This window comes from Sinobaca qinghaiensis (assembly GCF_003610495.1).
Taxonomy (GTDB): Bacteria; Bacillota; Bacilli; order Bacillales; family Marinococcaceae; genus Sinobaca; species Sinobaca qinghaiensis.
Map to the genome: position 1 here is coordinate 679,535 of NZ_RAPK01000006.1, position 16,398 is coordinate 695,932.

Annotated in this window: 19 protein-coding genes; 18 read left to right on the forward strand and 1 reads right to left on the reverse strand. The window is 40.4% G+C overall.

Features of this window, described 5'->3' with window-relative positions:
- The first annotated feature begins 74 nt into the window (after positions 1-74).
- The 7 genes from flgM (at position 75) to ATL39_RS03645 (ending at position 5,471) form a co-directional block, all read left to right on the forward strand.
- On the forward strand, positions 75-335 hold the full coding sequence (flgM, locus tag ATL39_RS03615; RefSeq protein WP_120191908.1) for a flagellar biosynthesis anti-sigma factor FlgM: 261 nt from the start codon (positions 75-77) through the stop codon (positions 333-335).
- A gap of 28 nt (positions 336-363) precedes the next feature.
- Positions 364-846 carry a flagellar protein FlgN gene (locus ATL39_RS03620; protein ID WP_120191909.1) on the forward strand — a complete coding sequence of 161 codons (483 nt, stop codon included), beginning with the start codon at positions 364-366 and terminating at the stop codon, positions 844-846.
- Between the two features lie 27 nt (positions 847-873).
- Positions 874-2,481, forward strand: a complete 1,608-nt coding sequence (gene flgK, locus ATL39_RS03625; protein ID WP_120191910.1) for a flagellar hook-associated protein FlgK — start codon at positions 874-876, stop codon at positions 2,479-2,481.
- A gap of 21 nt (positions 2,482-2,502) precedes the next feature.
- Complete coding sequence (flgL, locus tag ATL39_RS03630) at positions 2,503-3,612, forward strand: flagellar hook-associated protein FlgL (protein ID WP_120191911.1); 1,110 nt, start codon at positions 2,503-2,505, stop codon at positions 3,610-3,612.
- Between the two features lie 66 nt (positions 3,613-3,678).
- Positions 3,679-4,140 carry a flagellar assembly protein FliW gene (fliW, locus tag ATL39_RS03635; RefSeq protein ID WP_120191912.1) on the forward strand — a complete coding sequence of 154 codons (462 nt, stop codon included), beginning with the start codon at positions 3,679-3,681 and terminating at the stop codon, positions 4,138-4,140.
- Entirely contained in the window at positions 4,141-4,377 is a 237-nt protein-coding gene (gene csrA, locus ATL39_RS03640; protein WP_120191913.1) for a carbon storage regulator CsrA, read from the forward strand.
- Between the two features lie 368 nt (positions 4,378-4,745).
- Positions 4,746-5,471, forward strand: coding sequence for a response regulator transcription factor (locus ATL39_RS03645; RefSeq protein ID WP_120191914.1), 726 nt, complete (start codon positions 4,746-4,748; stop codon positions 5,469-5,471).
- A gap of 75 nt (positions 5,472-5,546) precedes the next feature.
- Here ATL39_RS03645 and ATL39_RS03650 read toward each other — a convergent pair whose 3' ends face one another.
- Positions 5,547-6,011, reverse strand: a complete 465-nt coding sequence (locus tag ATL39_RS03650; RefSeq protein WP_147419328.1) for a competence protein ComK — start codon at positions 6,009-6,011, stop codon at positions 5,547-5,549.
- Between the two features lie 286 nt (positions 6,012-6,297).
- Here ATL39_RS03650 and ATL39_RS03655 point away from each other — a divergent pair, with 286 nt between their 5' ends.
- The 11 genes from ATL39_RS03655 to ATL39_RS03705 all read left to right on the forward strand — a co-directional run bounded on the left by ATL39_RS03655 (position 6,298) and on the right by ATL39_RS03705 (position 16,386).
- Complete coding sequence (locus ATL39_RS03655; RefSeq protein ID WP_120191916.1) at positions 6,298-7,131, forward strand: flagellin N-terminal helical domain-containing protein; 834 nt, start codon at positions 6,298-6,300, stop codon at positions 7,129-7,131.
- 130 nt (positions 7,132-7,261) lie between these two features.
- Complete coding sequence (locus tag ATL39_RS03660; protein WP_120191917.1) at positions 7,262-7,870, forward strand: hypothetical protein; 609 nt, start codon at positions 7,262-7,264, stop codon at positions 7,868-7,870.
- Complete coding sequence (locus tag ATL39_RS03665; RefSeq protein WP_170146826.1) at positions 7,857-9,746, forward strand: motility associated factor glycosyltransferase family protein; 1,890 nt, start codon at positions 7,857-7,859, stop codon at positions 9,744-9,746. The genes ATL39_RS03660 and ATL39_RS03665 overlap by 14 nt, the downstream gene beginning before the upstream one ends.
- Positions 9,747-9,758: 12 nt before the next feature.
- Positions 9,759-10,742: a UDP-N-acetylglucosamine 4,6-dehydratase (inverting) gene (gene pseB, locus ATL39_RS03670; RefSeq protein ID WP_120191919.1), complete on the forward strand. Its 984-nt coding sequence runs from the start codon at positions 9,759-9,761 to the stop codon at positions 10,740-10,742.
- A 27-nt stretch (positions 10,743-10,769) separates the two neighbouring features.
- Complete coding sequence (gene pseC / locus ATL39_RS03675) at positions 10,770-11,960, forward strand: UDP-4-amino-4,6-dideoxy-N-acetyl-beta-L-altrosamine transaminase (RefSeq protein WP_120191920.1); 1,191 nt, start codon at positions 10,770-10,772, stop codon at positions 11,958-11,960.
- An 11-nt stretch (positions 11,961-11,971) separates the two neighbouring features.
- On the forward strand, positions 11,972-12,703 hold the full coding sequence (locus ATL39_RS03680; protein ID WP_120191921.1) for a cytidylyltransferase domain-containing protein: 732 nt from the start codon (positions 11,972-11,974) through the stop codon (positions 12,701-12,703).
- Positions 12,704-12,706: 3 nt separating this feature from the next.
- Positions 12,707-13,756, forward strand: coding sequence for a UDP-2,4-diacetamido-2,4,6-trideoxy-beta-L-altropyranose hydrolase (pseG, locus tag ATL39_RS03685; protein WP_120191922.1), 1,050 nt, complete (start codon positions 12,707-12,709; stop codon positions 13,754-13,756).
- A gap of 47 nt (positions 13,757-13,803) precedes the next feature.
- Positions 13,804-14,334, forward strand: coding sequence for a UDP-4-amino-4,6-dideoxy-N-acetyl-beta-L-altrosamine N-acetyltransferase (pseH, locus tag ATL39_RS03690; RefSeq protein ID WP_245960905.1), 531 nt, complete (start codon positions 13,804-13,806; stop codon positions 14,332-14,334).
- Positions 14,334-15,386: a pseudaminic acid synthase gene (gene pseI / locus ATL39_RS03695; RefSeq protein ID WP_120192020.1), complete on the forward strand. Its 1,053-nt coding sequence runs from the start codon at positions 14,334-14,336 to the stop codon at positions 15,384-15,386. Before pseH ends, pseI begins: the two co-directional genes overlap by 1 nt.
- A gap of 269 nt (positions 15,387-15,655) precedes the next feature.
- Positions 15,656-15,859, forward strand: a complete 204-nt coding sequence (locus tag ATL39_RS03700; protein WP_342768749.1) for a YjfB family protein — start codon at positions 15,656-15,658, stop codon at positions 15,857-15,859.
- Positions 15,860-16,035: 176 nt separating this feature from the next.
- Positions 16,036-16,386, forward strand: a complete 351-nt coding sequence (locus ATL39_RS03705; protein WP_120191924.1) for a flagellar protein FlaG — start codon at positions 16,036-16,038, stop codon at positions 16,384-16,386.
- The last annotated feature ends 12 nt before the right edge of the window (positions 16,387-16,398 follow it).

Consider the following 16,398-nt stretch of genomic DNA (forward strand, 5'->3'; position numbering starts at 1 on the left):
TGTAATAATAGAAAAAACAGCCGATATAAGAAACACAGCAGTACAGATCGGACTCGCCAGAGGAGGCAGCAGCCATGAAAATCAATCCAAGCGGACCTATTAACAACCCGTATCAAAAAACGGTAAAAGCGCAGGCATCGGAACAGGCCGCTCCGCAGAAGACCGATAAACTGGAAATTTCAAAGGAAGCAAAGGATATGCTAAACAGCGATAAAATTGATCCAGCCCGCCAGGCAAAGGTGGACGCATTGAAGAGTAAAGTAGAAAGCGGCGATTACAAAATTGATGCCGAAGAAACCGCCAGAAAATTTTATGACTTTTGGACAAAGCAGTAACGGTCAGTAGAGAAGGAGAGAAATCAGGATGGCAGTGAAAGAACTGGTAGACCATATGAAAGAACTGGCCGGCCTGCATGAGCAGCTGCACGAGCTGAGCCTGGAAAAAACAGAGCTGCTGAAAAACAATGAAGCTAAACAGCTCCAGGAGCTTGTAAAAAAAGAAGCGCTCTGCATCCGTGAGGTAGAAACAGCGGAAACGGCCCGCGCCGCAGAAGCGGAAGCGGTGGCCGGGGAATATGCGGCAGATGAGGTGACGATCCGCAGCCTGCTGAGGGTTCTGCCCGAGGGTGTTCAGTCTGAGCTCCGGCAGCTGCAGGCACGACTCGGTGAAACGATTCAAAAGCTCCAGCAGCAGCAGGAACTAAACCGTGTGCTTCTGGCTGATTCTCTTTATTTTCTTCAGAAAAATATGGAATGGATGCGTCCGGCAGCGGACCAGTCCCGTTACACTCCGCCCGGTCAGAAAAACCAGACGCAGGCGTATTCATTTTTTGATTCAAAGGCGTAAACGCCATACTTAAGGGAGGTGTCATGTATGTATTCTACGTTTCATGGACTGGAAACAGCCAAGCGGGCGATGACTGCCCAGCAGTCGGCACTGCAGACGACAGGTCATAATATTGCCAATGCCAATACTCCCGGATACACCCGGCAGCGGGTCACGATGGAAGCCGCACAGGCGTTTCCGAAAGCCGCGATGAATGCCCCAATGATTGCAGGACAGATGGGCACAGGGGTACATACCCCATTTGTGGAACGAATTCGTGAACAGTATCTGGACATACAATACCGCACGGAAACGAGCAAAACTGAATACTGGAGCACGCATGCGAGCGCGATGGAACGGATGGAGGACATCATGAACGAGCCTTCCGAACACGGCCTCTCCAACTCTGTTACCCAGTTCTGGGAAGCGGCGCAGGATGTGTCCGTGCAGCCGGAAGACGCAGGTGCCCGTTCGGTTATGCGCCAGCGCGGCGAATCGCTTGCCGAGACGTTCCGCTACATAGGAGATTCCCTTCAGGCTAATAAGCTGGATGTGCGGACAGAGCTCGATATTACCGAAAAAGAGGTGAACTCGCTGTTATCGCGCATTAATGAAGTGAACACACAGATTGGAAAAGTCGAGCCCCACGGCCAGATTCCCAATGATTTGTACGACGTTCGCGACAATCTCGTCGATGAGCTTTCCGGCATGCTTTCGATAGAAGTGGTCCGCAACGAAGGCGGATCGAATGCGATGGCGGCCGCAGAAGGTAAAATGAATATTTATGCTACAGACGGAGAAGGCACCAGGCTCTTTACGCTCGTGGACGGCCAGGCCGATGCGTTTAAGCAGATGGCGGTAACGACGAATCCGGATCAGCAGCACGATCCAATTGACTCACTTTCCTTTACGTGGGCAAATGCCCAGGCCGGCACCGAGCCGGAAAACGCGGGGGATCCTGGAGCGGTAGCGGTGCTGAACAGCGACGGCAAGCTCAAGGCACTCGTAGAAACATACGGATATGTGGATCCAGCAACAAATGAAGCAAAAGGCACCTACCCGGACATGATGAATAACCTGGACATAATGGCAGAAACCTTTATGACCGCGTTTAACGACGTGCATGAGGCAGGCTGGAATCTGCAGGATATTGAAAACAAAACAAAAGGCGATGATGTCGCATTTTTTACGATTCAGCAGGATCGTGCCGAACTGGGAGCCGCACGCTCCATCAGTCTCAGCTCCGAGATTAAAGGCAATCTGGACCTTATTGCAGCGGCTTCTCCAGCAGCAAATGCGGATGGAGCGATCGCCTACAGCGGGGACGGCTCCAACGCCCGGGAACTGGCAGCGTTAAAGAACGTTAAGCTCGGTTTCGGCGAGGGGCCGAACACGACGATTCAAAGCTTTTATCAGGGAGTAATCGGGGAGATGGCGGTCAAAATTTCCGAAGCCGGCCAGAAAGCAAATACCTCCGACTCCCTGCGTTCGAGCGCAGACAACCGCCGCATGCAGGTGAGCAGCGTGTCGCTTGATGAAGAAATGGTCAGCATGATTCAGTTTCAGCACGCCTACAATGCGGCTGCGAGAAATATTACATCCGTGGATGAAATGCTCGACCGGATCATCAATAACATGGGACTTGTCGGCAGATAACCGCAGAAAAGAGGGACGCGTATGAGAGTTACACAAGGGATGCTGGCCCAGCAGTCGCTGCGCCACGTTACTCAGAACTATAAAAACTTAAGCGAAATGCAGAACCAGCTTTCAACCGGCAAAAAAATCTCGCGTCCGTCCCAGGATCCGGTCGTCGCCGTAAACGGCATGCGCTACCGGGCCCAGGTGGCAGAGGTGGAGCAGTTCCAGCGCAACGTCCAGGAAGCCCATACATGGATGGATGCTGGAGACACGGCCTTAGGTGAAGCCACGCAGGTGCTGCAGCGGCTGAAGGAACTAACGACTCAGGCAGCAAACGATACGTATGAAGCCAGTGAGCGTGGTAATATTGCTAAAGAAGTCAAGCAGCTGAAAGAACATATGGCTACGATGGCGAACACGTCCATCAACGGTAAATACATTTTTAACGGCACGGACACAAACAATGCTCCGGTCGATTCCGCCAGACTTGGTATAGCAGCGGATAATATGTTTGCAATGGAAGCAGAAGAACTGGAATCGCTCAGCGTTAATATAGACGGAGCCGTTTACAGTAATGCAGCCCGCCTGGATGACGATACGATTCAGTTTACGAATGACGCTGACGAAATCGTTACCTTCACCCGAAACGAAGATGAAATAGAACTGAACGTAAACGGTACCGCTGCAGAACCAGACGCAGCTTTTGTGTATGACGAGACAGCGATATCTGTGAATCAGGGTCGGGTGAATATTGAGCTGCTTCATGATACAATGATGCCAGTGAACATTTCACCGGACAGCGTTTTTAACCAGGAGTTGTTTGCCGATCTGGAACAGCTCGAGCGGACGCTGAGCAATCCGGATGCCGGATCTTCTGACATAGAGGGCTTTTTATCGAAAATAGATATTCATATGAATAACACAGTGAACGAGCGGGCGGAGCTTGGAGCGCGCACGAACCGGATTGAAATGATGGAGAACCGACTGGGAAACCAGGAGCTGATCGCCGAGAAAGTCATGAGCAAAAACGAAGACGTGGATCTGGAAAAGACGATTATTGAACTGATGCTGCTCGAGAACGTGCATCAGGCCTCCCTTTCCGCAGGTGCAAGAATTATTCAGCCATCGCTAATGGATTTTCTTCGTTAAAAAGAAAAGCGGGTTGGGAACAGGACCTGCTTTTCTTTTTTTATTTTATAAAGGGGGAATAAAAAAATGAACATACATACGAAATACAACGGCACAGTAACGATTTCACCCAAGGATAAATTTATTTTCGAGCACGGTCTCCCGGGCTTTGAGGAAGAAAAAGAATTTGCACTGCTTCCATTTGACGAATCAGGACTTTTATATGTGTTACAATCAATTACAAGAGCCCAGGTGGCACTGGTTATTACCGATCCATTTCCATTTTTTAAGGACTATGAGATTATGCTGAACGATTCGCAGACGTCGGAGCTGAAAGCGGAAAGCCAGAAAGATATAGCTGTATTTGCGGTATTGACCGTTCAGGAGCCGTTTCACGAAACGACCGCCAACCTGCAGGCGCCCGTTGTGCTGAACCCGGCTAAACAGAAAGGCAGGCAGATTATTCTGCCGGACGCGTTGTACCGTACGAAGCACAAGCTGTTTCCCAACGCCCCGCAGACGATTTCTGCCGAGAGTGGAGGACGGTAAATGCTTATATTGACGAGAAAAAAAGACCAGACAATCAAAATCGGCGACGACATTGAAATTACCATCACCGCTGTGGAAGGGGAACAGGTAAAGGTAGGTATAAGTGCCCCTAAACATGTCGAAATTCATCGAAAAGAAGTATACGAAATGATTCAAAAAGAAAACAATCAGGCATCTAATGTGGACGTATCAATGCTTTCACAAATTTCCGAATTAATGAAAAAAAACAAAAAATAAGCCAAACCTCCTTTTTTTGTAGCAAAAGTCTCATTAATTTATCAAATTACTAAAAATTTCTTGATGCCTAAAAGTATATTACGCTATAATATATGTCAAAAGAACCATGACAAATAATGCTTTTGACGTTCTACCTAAGCGAACACAAGGCCTTTTGGTTCGTTGTAAGAAAAGGTGTTACAAGATAAAATTTGAAAGAATGGTCATCAGCAGTACACATAGGGGATAAAGAAGAGAAAACCGCTTGCATAAACGGCTACATACAGTTATAGAGAGAATAGGGCAGCAAGGGGCAGCTTGGTGGAAGTGTAATCATTTACCTGCAAGAAAAAATCACACTTTCAGAGATAGTTCAGGAGGAATACATAATGCCAAAAATGCTTAGACGTAAAGGTCCAGTCCACCGCCGGCCGGTATTGTTTATTGATACCTCCGGTGAAGCCATGGTAAGACGTGCGGTGGCTTATATGGGGAAAACAGTCGAAGCGGAAACGCCGGAGTCTCTTTCTCTCTTAACACAGGAAGGAATCGCTAGAGACACGGTCTACTGTGCCGAATGCGAAAACACAGATCTGCTGGAGCTTATGGAAAAGGTGGCCGAAATGGGGCTGCCGGTCCGGCTCGGTGTCAACGTGTCATCCGTGGATTCGCACCTGCTTGAATATTTAATGAGTAGGGACGTATCCATTATGATGGCCGCAGACCGTCCGATGAAGGAATGGTGCGACCAGTTTGAAAAAGCGGAAGCCTTTCAGACGTATATGGATCCATACTTTCAGCCGTACTTTATGGAGCGCTACCGCAGTCTCCACCGCCAGCAGGAACAGCCGAAGGAGCAGCAGATGCAGCTCGAAAGCGATAAAGCCAGAGCGGTCCTCTCGGATGCGGAAATCCGCATTCTCGAGAAGATCATCGAAGGCAAAAGCAACCGCCGCATCGCGGAAGAATGCTACCTGGCAGTGGCGACTGTTAACAACCATGTGAGCCATTTAACGAAAAAAATGAAAGCGAACGACCGCACGCATACGATTAAGCGGGCGATCGAGGAAGGCTGGATCAGCATCACCCAGTCTCCTGATTCCAAACGTTACTAAAAACCACATAACGAAACCCCCGGAGCAACGCCATGCGTCCGGGGGTTTTTCGTTTCATCTAAGTACGGTTCGGTTTCAGCCGATATCGGTAAAATGAGACATGCAGTGGCTCGTACGAAGCAGCTGCTGCTGAATCGAATATGCGCTGACTTCCGTCGGCATCGTAGAATGGTCACGGAATTCAATCAAGCCTTCCGTTTTTGCGCTGCGAACGTGGAAATAGAACAGCCAGACGTTATCGGGAGAACGTTGGGAATGAATTGGAAAAGCAAAAATACGGCGTTTTTCGTCTATCGGAATAGGTTTGCGTCGAATAAAACCGGTAAGGTGCTTGACCGCGTCTCCCCGTCCTTTTAAAGAAGAGCCGTTCTCCAGGCAGGCATGGCTGATAATCGCAGCCGGCGTCTGCTTAACAAAATACACAGCGCCGCCCTCCTCCCGGACGACAGCCTTCGCTTCCCCCTCGAAGCAAGGCTCAATCGCCTGGGTGCTGGTCGTAATTTGATACATTTGTAGAATGTTCTCTAATGTTTTCTCCAAGTTTCTTTTATCCCCTTTTAAAGTATTGCGGCCGCAAAGCCCGCTACTCCGCGGTCACAAGACTAAATTACCACAATAAGGATAGGTCGTCCACCGATTTTAGGAGGATATACCTAATCGGCATAAAATTTCTTAAAAAAGTGTTAAACATATAAAAACCTCTGCCGATATAAACAGTGTAAGCAGGAAAGACAGACCGGTCAGCGATCGTAGCCGGTGTCTGAATGCCTTACATAAACGCTCCACAAGGACGTGGAGTAAAAAAACAATATGGAGGTTTTATATTATGATTATCAACACAAACGTAAGTGCAATGAACGCTCACCGTCAACTGGGAGCAAACCAGGCAAACATGCAGAACTCAATGGAAAAATTGTCTTCCGGTTCAAGAATTAACAAAGCCGGCGATGACGCAGCAGGTCTTGCAATTTCCGAAAAAATGCGTGCACAGGTTAAAGGCTTAGATCAGGCAAGCCGTAACGCTCAGGACGGTATCTCGATGATTCAAACAGCTGAAGGTGCTCTTAATGAAACGCATGATATTCTGCAGCGTATGAGAGAACTGGCAGTGCAGGCTTCTAACGATACAAACGTTGATCAGGATCGAGATGCTTTACAAAATGAGTTTAAGGAATTAGGAAATGAAATTGAAAGAATTAAGGATAACACTCAATTTAACAAGCAAAATCTCTTAGATGGTACTGCAGGAGCAAGTGGAACTGTTAGTATCCAAGTTGGAGCTAACGCTGCAGAAATCACTGAACTTGATTTTACTACATCTGGAGTTAACTTATCTGGAACGGTTGCTGCTATTCAATCAGGAGATATTTCTACATTTAGTGGAGCTCAAGCAGCAATTACAGAAGTTGAAGACCAAATCAAAACAGTTTCTGAGGGACGTTCTTATCTTGGGGCTATGCAGAATCGTTTAGATTACACTATTACAAACCTTGATAATGCTTCAGAAAATCTTTCGGCGGCAGAATCTCGTGTTAGAGACGTAGACATGGCAAAAGAAATGATGGAAATGACTAAAAATAACATTCTTTCCCAGGCTTCTCAATCGATGCTTGCTCAGGCAAATCAGCAGCCGCAATCAGTACTACAGTTGCTTGGATAATAGTTTTAAAAAAGAAGACTTCGATGAAGTCTTCTTTTTTATTTCATATTAATAATAGTTAATGTTCCTTTATAATTGCATAGGTTAAACCGATATTAATTATAAAGGTATGAATAAAGGGAGGTACATTATGAAATTTGTGATTCAAAGAAAAGTTTATGAGTTTAACAATAAAAGTGAAGCATTACAGTCTATGACAGATTTAGTTAATAACGAATTAAAAAATAAAGATTATTATTTTAGTCATTTTAATGTCGATAATACGTCTGTCTTTGATAGTTATGAACAGTACTTTGAAGAAAATTTTCAATCGGTTGAAAGAGTTGAAGCTGTTTTTAAAACTGCTTCTGAATTTGTCATTGAATCATTACATTCAATGGAAAGCTATTTAGAACGGTTATTACCAGAAATTAAAATTTTTGTGGGTGAACTTTACAGTAGTGAAGCAGATATTGGATCAAATAAGACTCTTCAGTTATTAGAAGGCATTCAATGGATACATAGGGTCATAAAAAATACAGATCAATTAGAAGTGCGTCCTAAAGATTGGAATAACTTACTGATTTCAGTTACAAGTTTAGAAATGGTTGTGAAAGACATGGAAGAAGTATTTGAGAATCAAGATACGATTGTTTTTGCCGATTTACTGCAATATGAAATCGAACCATTATTAATTGATATTAAAAAACAAGCAGCAACAATTATCAATGAAGCTGGAGCTAGAAATGGTACAAATTGAAAATATCAATTATCTTAGAAAGAATTTCCCGGAAGTCAGAAAAGTTACTAAAGAACACTATAAAAATAATGATGTAAATGTGATAAATTCTAAAAAAGATCTTCCGACTTTAACTATAAAGAACGATGGACGCATACTTTATTTGCACAGTAAATACGATCCTATTCAAGAAGCTGTAAAACTTGTTAAGCAGTATTCTGAAGAATTAAATGAAAAGAAAAATGTATTTTTTTACGGAATAGGGTTAGGATATCATATCGAGGCGATTAGAAAGCAATATCCACATATTTCTATAACATTGTATGAACCAAACGTTGATGTTTTCCAATGTCTTATGGAAACTAAATTAATTAAAAATTTAGCTGATGAAGCTATAAAAGATTTATTTGTGGAAACTTCTGAAGAAAATAGAAATCAATTCCTTCGTAATTTTGCAATGGAAGTAAATGACGATGTTCTTTTGATTACTCTACCAAGTTATGAGCGGATATTTAAGGATGAAAACAAGAAATTTATGGAAATATTTACTCATGAGCTCAAAAATAAAAGAATGAACCTACGAACAAGCTTTGCTTATGAACAGCGTTGGACTATAAATAGTTTGATGAATTTAAAAGAAACAATGCATACACCAAATATTTTACATATTGAAAACAAACATATATTTCAAGGAAAACCGGCTATTATTGTTGCAGCAGGTCCATCTTTGAATGAAGAGTTAGAGCATCTTAAGCACATTAAAATGAATGGACTTGCCTATATTTTTTCTGTAGGTTCTGCTATTAATACATTAGTGGATTATGGTATTTACCCTGATGCTGCATGTACGTATGATCCTCAATCCCACAATTATAAAGTTTTTGAGAAAACTGTCACCAAACAGGCGGATTGGGAAATCCCTATGATATACGGCACGAGCGTTGGTTTTGAAACAATTCAAAAATACAGGGGATCTAAAGCACATATGATCACCAGCCAGGATATGGTATCTTCTTATTTTTATCAGCAGGACAGGCAAAATGAATTAGTGAAAGTGTCAGACGCGCCTTCTATAGCTGTAGTAACCACAGAATTGTTAAATAGGCTGGAATGCGACCCAATTATCTTTGTTGGACAAAATTTTGCTTATTTAAATAATTCCCACTACGCACAGGGGATTGAATATGAAGGAATGTCAAATGCTGTCTCTGAAAAAATTCTGAATAAATCGATAACTGTAGAAAACGTTCAAGGAGAATTTATATTAACAAATGAAGGTTTTTTAAAAATGAAGATGCAAATGGAGCGGGTGATCGAGGCCTTTCAAAAGATAAATAATTGTACGTTTATTAATACAACTCAGGGCGGGGCAAGAATTGACGGAACAACATTTTTATCTTTGCAGCAAGTAATCAAACGTGAATTAACTGAAAAGCAGATTGTTGTAAACTGGTACGATTTTTTGGAAGCACCTTTAAAGCCATATGAATTTATGAGTAAAAAACGGGAAATGGATGAGAGTTTGAGGGAATTAATCGTTATCATTGACCATTTGCAGCAAATTACAAGACAAATAAAGAAATTAATTGATGCTCAGTCGATTCAATTGATACATGATCTATTTAGCAAATTTGATAAATTGCTTAAGAAGCTTAAAAATCTAGATTTTTACAAAGTGTTTATTCTGCCCATGATACGTGTTCAAAATGAAGTGACAGCTAAACAAGTAGAGGAATTTCGATTTGAACAGGATACATTTAAAAAGGGAGAAAAAATGGTAAAGGTATTCTCGAACTACTTTAACCATATTGAACAAGTTCTTGAGATGGTAGTACCTGTTTATAATAATGTGATGACAGAAATTGAAGAAGAATCCGAAAAAAATAATTGGAAATGAGTTGAGAATTTAGTGGATATTATAAATAAAACTATTTTAATAACAGGTGGTACTGGTTCATTTGGGAAAATGTTTGTTGCCCGGATTCTAAAGCTGGATGTAAAAAAAGTGATTGTTTTTAGTAGAGATGAACTAAAACAATATGAAATGGCCCAGGAATTTTCGGATACACGACTCCGTTTTTTTATAGGTGATGTTAGAGATAAAGAACGTCTTTATCGTGCCTTCGATGGTGTGGATATTGTAGTCCATGCTGCGGCTATGAAACATGTAGAGGCTTGTGAGTATAATCCATTTGAAGCTGTAAAGACGAATATAAATGGTGCTCAAAATATAATTGAAGCTGCAATCGATCGAGGTGTTAACCGAGTTATTGCATTAAGTACAGATAAAGCTTGCAGTCCGGTAAACTTATATGGCGCAACAAAACTGGCCTCAGATAAACTTTTTGTTGCCGCTAACTCCTATGTTGGCGAGAAAGATACTAAGTTCGCAGTGGTGCGGTACGGTAATGTTGTTGGAAGTCGAGGAAGTGTCGTTCCTTTCTTCAAAAAGATTAGGCATACCGGTACCGTGCCAATTACTGATGAGCGGATGACAAGATTCTGGATTACTCTGGAGCATGGTGTACAATTTGTGTTAGACAGCCTTAAGCGTATGCATGGAGGAGAGACCTTTGTACCGAAAATTCCTAGTATGAAAGTGATAGACCTTGCGCAGGCTGTTGCACCGGAATGTAAAATTGAAGTAGTAGGTATCAGACCTGGAGAAAAATTACACGAAGCTATGATTACTGAGGACGATGCAAGGCGTACGTTAGAATATGATACGTATTACGTTATCCAGCCTGAATTCCCTTGGTGGAGAAATGAAAATGGAATAGATGGAAAACCTGTTTCTGAAGGATTTGGTTACATTAGTAATATTAATGAGGAGTGGCTGTCTGTCGAAGACTTACAATTATTAATAGAAGATAAAGAGACTATTAAAAAATAAGGTGAGTAAAAATTTGGAGATGGTTTGATGAATTTTAATAGTGATGAGGAAATTAAGCCTATTCGCGAAGCTTATCTCCCTTACGGTAAGCAATGGATAGATGATAAAGATATACAAGCCGTTATCGACGTATTAAAGAGTGATTATTTAACAACAGGACCTGCTGTCAAAAAGTTTGAAGAGTTATTTGCACACTATGTAGGGGCAAAATATGCTGTTTCTTTTTCAAGTGGGACGGCTGCTTTACACGGTGCTTGTTTTGCAGCTGATATTGGTGTTGGTGATGAAGTTATTACGACACCAATGACTTTTGCAGCAAGCGCAAATTGTGTATTATATCAAAGTGCGAGGCCTGTTTTTGCCGATATTTGTGAAGATACTTATAATATAGACCCGGTTAAAGTAAAAGAACTTATTAATGATAAGACAAAAGCGATTATTCCTGTAGACTTCACTGGTCAACCAGTCAACTTAGACGAAATCAACAAAATAGCGAAGGATCATAACCTTATTGTCATTGAAGACGCAGCTCATGCTGTTGGAGCAGTCTACAAAGATCACAAAATTGGGGCCATCAGTGATATGACCATGTTCAGTCTTCATCCTGTCAAGCATATTACGACGGGTGAGGGTGGCATGATTACGACAGATAATAAAGAATACTATGAGAAACTGCTGCAATTCCGCTCTCATGGAATTACCCGTGATCCAGATAAACTAATCGAAAATGATGGTCCATGGTACTACGAAATGCAATTTTTAGGATATAACTATCGAATGACCGATATCCAGGCAGCTCTTGGAATGAGCCAGTTGGAAAAGCTGGATGAATTTGTGGAGTTAAGAAGAAAGTACGTTTCATTTTACAATGAAGCATTCTCTAAATTAGAACAAATAAAAATACCCTATCAATCACCTGAGGGCAATTCTAGTTGGCATCTGTATATTATTCGTTTGAAGCTGGAGACACTAACAGTGAGTCGAAAAGAAATTTTTGAAGCTCTCCAAAAGGAAAACATCGGCGTTAATGTACATTATATACCGGTATACTATCAACCGTACTATCAACAACTGGGATACAAAAAAGGTTTATGTTCTAAAGCAGAGCAATTATATGAAGAAATCATTTCATTACCATTATTTCCTTCCATGAATGACAAAGATGTAAATGATGTTATAAATGCAGTGAAAAAGATCATCTTATTATATTCAAGGTAGAAGGTGAAAAAATGAAGGTTGTCGCAATTATACAAGCCAGGATGGGATCGACTAGGTTACCAGGAAAAGTTTTAAAAGAAATAAATAATAAGCCTTTGTTAGAATATCAATTTGAGCGTTTAAAACAAACAAAAAAAATAGATCAACTAATCATTGCAACAACAACGAACAAAGCCGATGATCCTATTATCGAATTTTGCAAAAACAATAATCTGTCTTATTTCAGAGGATCAGAAAATGATGTACTTTCAAGATATTATGAGGCAGCAAAAAAATACAGTGCCGATACTGTTGTTCGTTTAACCGCAGACTGTCCGATTATTGATCCGAGTGTTGTAGATAATATTATTTTAACCTTCGAAAATAATGAACATGACTATGTGTCTAATACATTAAAAAGATCCTATCCAAGGGGAATGGATACCGAAGTATTTGCTTTTGAGGCATTAGAAAAAGCTCATAAAAATGCGGATAAGCCATTTGAAAGAGAGCATGTTACTCCATATATTTACTTGAATTCTAAAACATTTCACTTACATAACCTGGAGTATGTAACTGATCAAAGTTCCCACCGATGGACGGTAGATACAGAAGAGGACTTTTTACTAATTGAAAAGATTCTCGTACATTTTAATGCTGAAGCTAATAACTTCAGTATGGAAGATACACTATCTTATATAAATAAACACCCTGAGCTTAAAACAATAAATGCAGCCATCGAACAAAAAAAGTTAGGATTATAAACGATGAAAACGGCTGTCATAAGAGTTGATGCTTCTATTGAGATCGGGACAGGTCATGTAATGAGGTGCCTCACGCTGGCAGAAGAATTACATGATGATAGTTATGATGTAACATTTATAACAAGTGATCATGAAGGTCATTTGGCTGATTTCATCCAATCAAAAGGTTTTCAGGTTATTAAGCTGAAGAAGCCTTCTAAAGAAAATAGTATCAAAGAGGAGCTTCAACATAGTCACTGGCTGGGAACTTCACAAGAAGTGGATGCTAAAGGTGTACTTCACGCAATAGCAGAATTGCCCACAATTGATTTGATGGTTGTTGATCATTATGCTATTGACTATCGTTGGGAGCTAATAATTAAAGATAGAGCAAAGAAAATGTTTGTGATCGATGATTTAGCAGATCGATATCATCATTGCGATCTACTATTAGACCAAAATTTTTACTTAGACATGGAGAAAAGATATGAAGGTTTAGTAGATAAGCATTGTACATTACTGCTGGGGCCCAAGTATGCACTGCTCCGAAAAGAGTTCAAGGAAGCTGAAAAAAAGCTAAAAGTTCGAAGTGGAGACATTCAAAGAATACTGGTTTTTTTTGGAGGCAGCGATCCGACTAATGAAACAAAAAAAGCTATAAAGGCTATAGAAAAAATAGATAAAAAAAACATTTTTGTTGATGTGGTTGTAGGAGCCTCTAATCCTAATAAAGATCAAGTCGAGACCTTAGTGAATAAATTCCCAAATATGATTTATCACTGTCAGGTTTCAAATATGGCAGAGTTAATGTTAAATGCAGATTTAGCCATAGGTGCGGGTGGAAGTGCAACGTGGGAGAGATGCTATTTAGGATTACCGGCTATTACTATTGGAGTAGCTTACAATCAGATGGAGATACTACGAGCAGTTGAAAAGTCAGGAGCTATTATAAATTTAGGATATTCTTCGCATATTTCAATAGAGAATTTGGTAGAGCAAATTAAATCATTATTAAGCAATAACAATACTTTGAAGCAAATGTCAATTCAATCCAGCAAGCTAATTAGCCATTAATTTATTTGGAGGAGGCCAGGGTTATTAGAATAGCTGATTTTAAATTAGTGTCCATTGAAGAAAAACATCTAGAAATTGTTTTAAGATGGAGAAATTCGAATGAGATTCGAACAATGATGTATACGGATAAAATTATTTCATTGGAAGAACATTGGAATTGGTTTGAGTCTTTTAGGAATTCTAATAAAACTATAATTAAAATTTTATTATATTTAGGTGAACCAATAGGTTTAGTTAATTTTAATAAAATAAACGCCTTTGATAATAAGTGTTATTGGGGTTTTTATATTGGAGCCATGGACGCTCCTAAAGGAGCAGGCACTATCCTAGGTTACCTGGCTCTTAATTATATATTTGAAACTCAAAGCATTAGAAAAGTCTGTTCTGAAATCATTGGATACAACACACAAAGTATTGAATTTCATCAAAAGATGGGTTTTGCTGAAGAAGGACGTTTGGTAGAACACATTAATAAAGGGAACGAATTTATTGATGTTGTGTTAATGGCACAATTTGAGCATCAATGGAGACATAGTAAAAACAACTTGAAGAAAAAATTAGAAGGAGCAGTTAAATGATGAAAAATGGCCTTACAGTGGAAGGTATAAAGATTGGAGAAAATAATCCCCCTTTTATTATTGCTGAAATGTCAGGCAATCATAATCAATCTTTGGAACGTGCTCTTAAAATTGTAGAAGAAGCAGCAAAAACTGGTGCTCAAGCTTTAAAGTTACAAACTTATACAGCAGATACTTTAACGTTAAATATTGATAATGAAGATTTTCAAATTCAAGATGCAGAGAATTTATGGAAAGGGAATTCTCTTTACAAACTTTATGAGCAGGCTTATACACCTTGGGAATGGCACGAACCGATCTTTAAGAGATGTCGTGAACTTGGTATGGTTCCATTTAGTTCCCCATTTGATGAGACGGCAGTAGACTTTTTAGAAACATTAGATGTTCCAATGTACAAGATTGCTTCTTTTGAAAACAATCATCTTCCGTTAATTAAGAAAGTGGCAGCAACGGGTAAGCCGATGATTATATCAACTGGCATGGCCTCTATTGCTGAATTAGATGAAACAGTCAGAACAGCAAGGGAAGCAGGCTGCAATGATCTTATACTTTTAAAATGTACAAGCACATACCCGGCAGCTCCGGATAATACAAATATTATAACTATACCTCATATGAGAAAGTTGTTTAACTGTCAGGTTGGATTATCTGATCATACGTTGGGAATTGGTGCAGCGATAGCAAGTGTAGCGTTAGGTGCAACCGTTATTGAAAAGCATTTTACCTTATCCAGGGCTGATGGAGGCGTAGACTCCGCATTTTCTATGGAACCGGATGAAATGAGAAGTTTAGTGGAAGAATCAAAAAGCGCATGGCAGGCACTTGGCAAAGTGACGTATGGACCAACAGAGAAAGAAAAAGCATCGTTGAAGTTTAGAAGATCTATTTATGTATCAAAAGATATAACGGCAGGAGAAGCGTTTTCGAAAGAAAATTTGAAAATCGTTAGACCGGGATATGGATTGGAGCCGAAGTATTTTGAGATATTATTAGGGAAAACCGCAAAAACTGGATTTAAAAAAGGTACTCCAATAAATTGGGAAAGTATTTAGCAAGTTCGTGAATAATTTTTAACAATATTTTAAAACATGACCAATCCTTTAAGTGAAACTTCAAAAACAATATCAGATATTATTTAACCCAAAGTGATGAAAGAGTTGAAATTGCTACCCAAAGCAAATTCGGTACATAAACCCTATATTTTTACATAAGTTTCGTTCATCTTCCGTCCAGGCTTATTCCTAATTTAAAAGGGTTAAAGGTGAATGGAAATTTTGTTTGATTCGCATATCATTTTTTATTCTAATTGAAAGAAGGTGCTATGATGGATATTGCTGCATTATCTATGGCAATGAGTCAAGGAGAAGTGAAACAACAGGCGTCGGTCTCGATGATGAAGAAAGTGATGGGGCAGGCAGGTGAACAAAGTGAAGCTCTAAAAAAGCTGATTGAATCAGCTGATGTGCAAAAGATAAAGCAAGCAGCCCAGCCGCATTTAGGAGGAAGTATTGATTTTAAAAAATAATAGAGGATGTATAGAACAGCCTATGCGAAAAAGTATTAACAAGGTGCAGCAAAAGAAATAGGGTAAGTGACATATTTTCATTAACTAATAATTTTCGATTAGAAGATTGTCATTTTGGTAGAAAAAGAGGCATTTATTTCTGTCAAGATAAGATAAAAAGGAAGAAGGAATGATCTATGAGCGAGGGGATTTCAGGATTCAGCGATGCGGTACAGTTTTGGAAGAAGGCAGTCATTGAAGAACAGAAAGTGACGTCTATTGAGCAGACTGATAAAAAAGTCGTCCGTCCCGGTATTGAAAAGGGATATGACGCGATCCTATTATCCAATACTGTGAGCGAAGGAAATAAGCTGATGAGGCATACGAGCCTGGAGTTTTCCCTGCATGAAGATCTGCACCGACCGATTGTGAGAATAGTAGACCGTGATACAAAAGAATTGATCCGCGAGATACCGCCGGAAAAATTTATGGATATGGTGGCGGCTTTTATGAAGCAGGCAGGATTAATTGTGGATGAGAGTGTTTAAAATACAACGAAA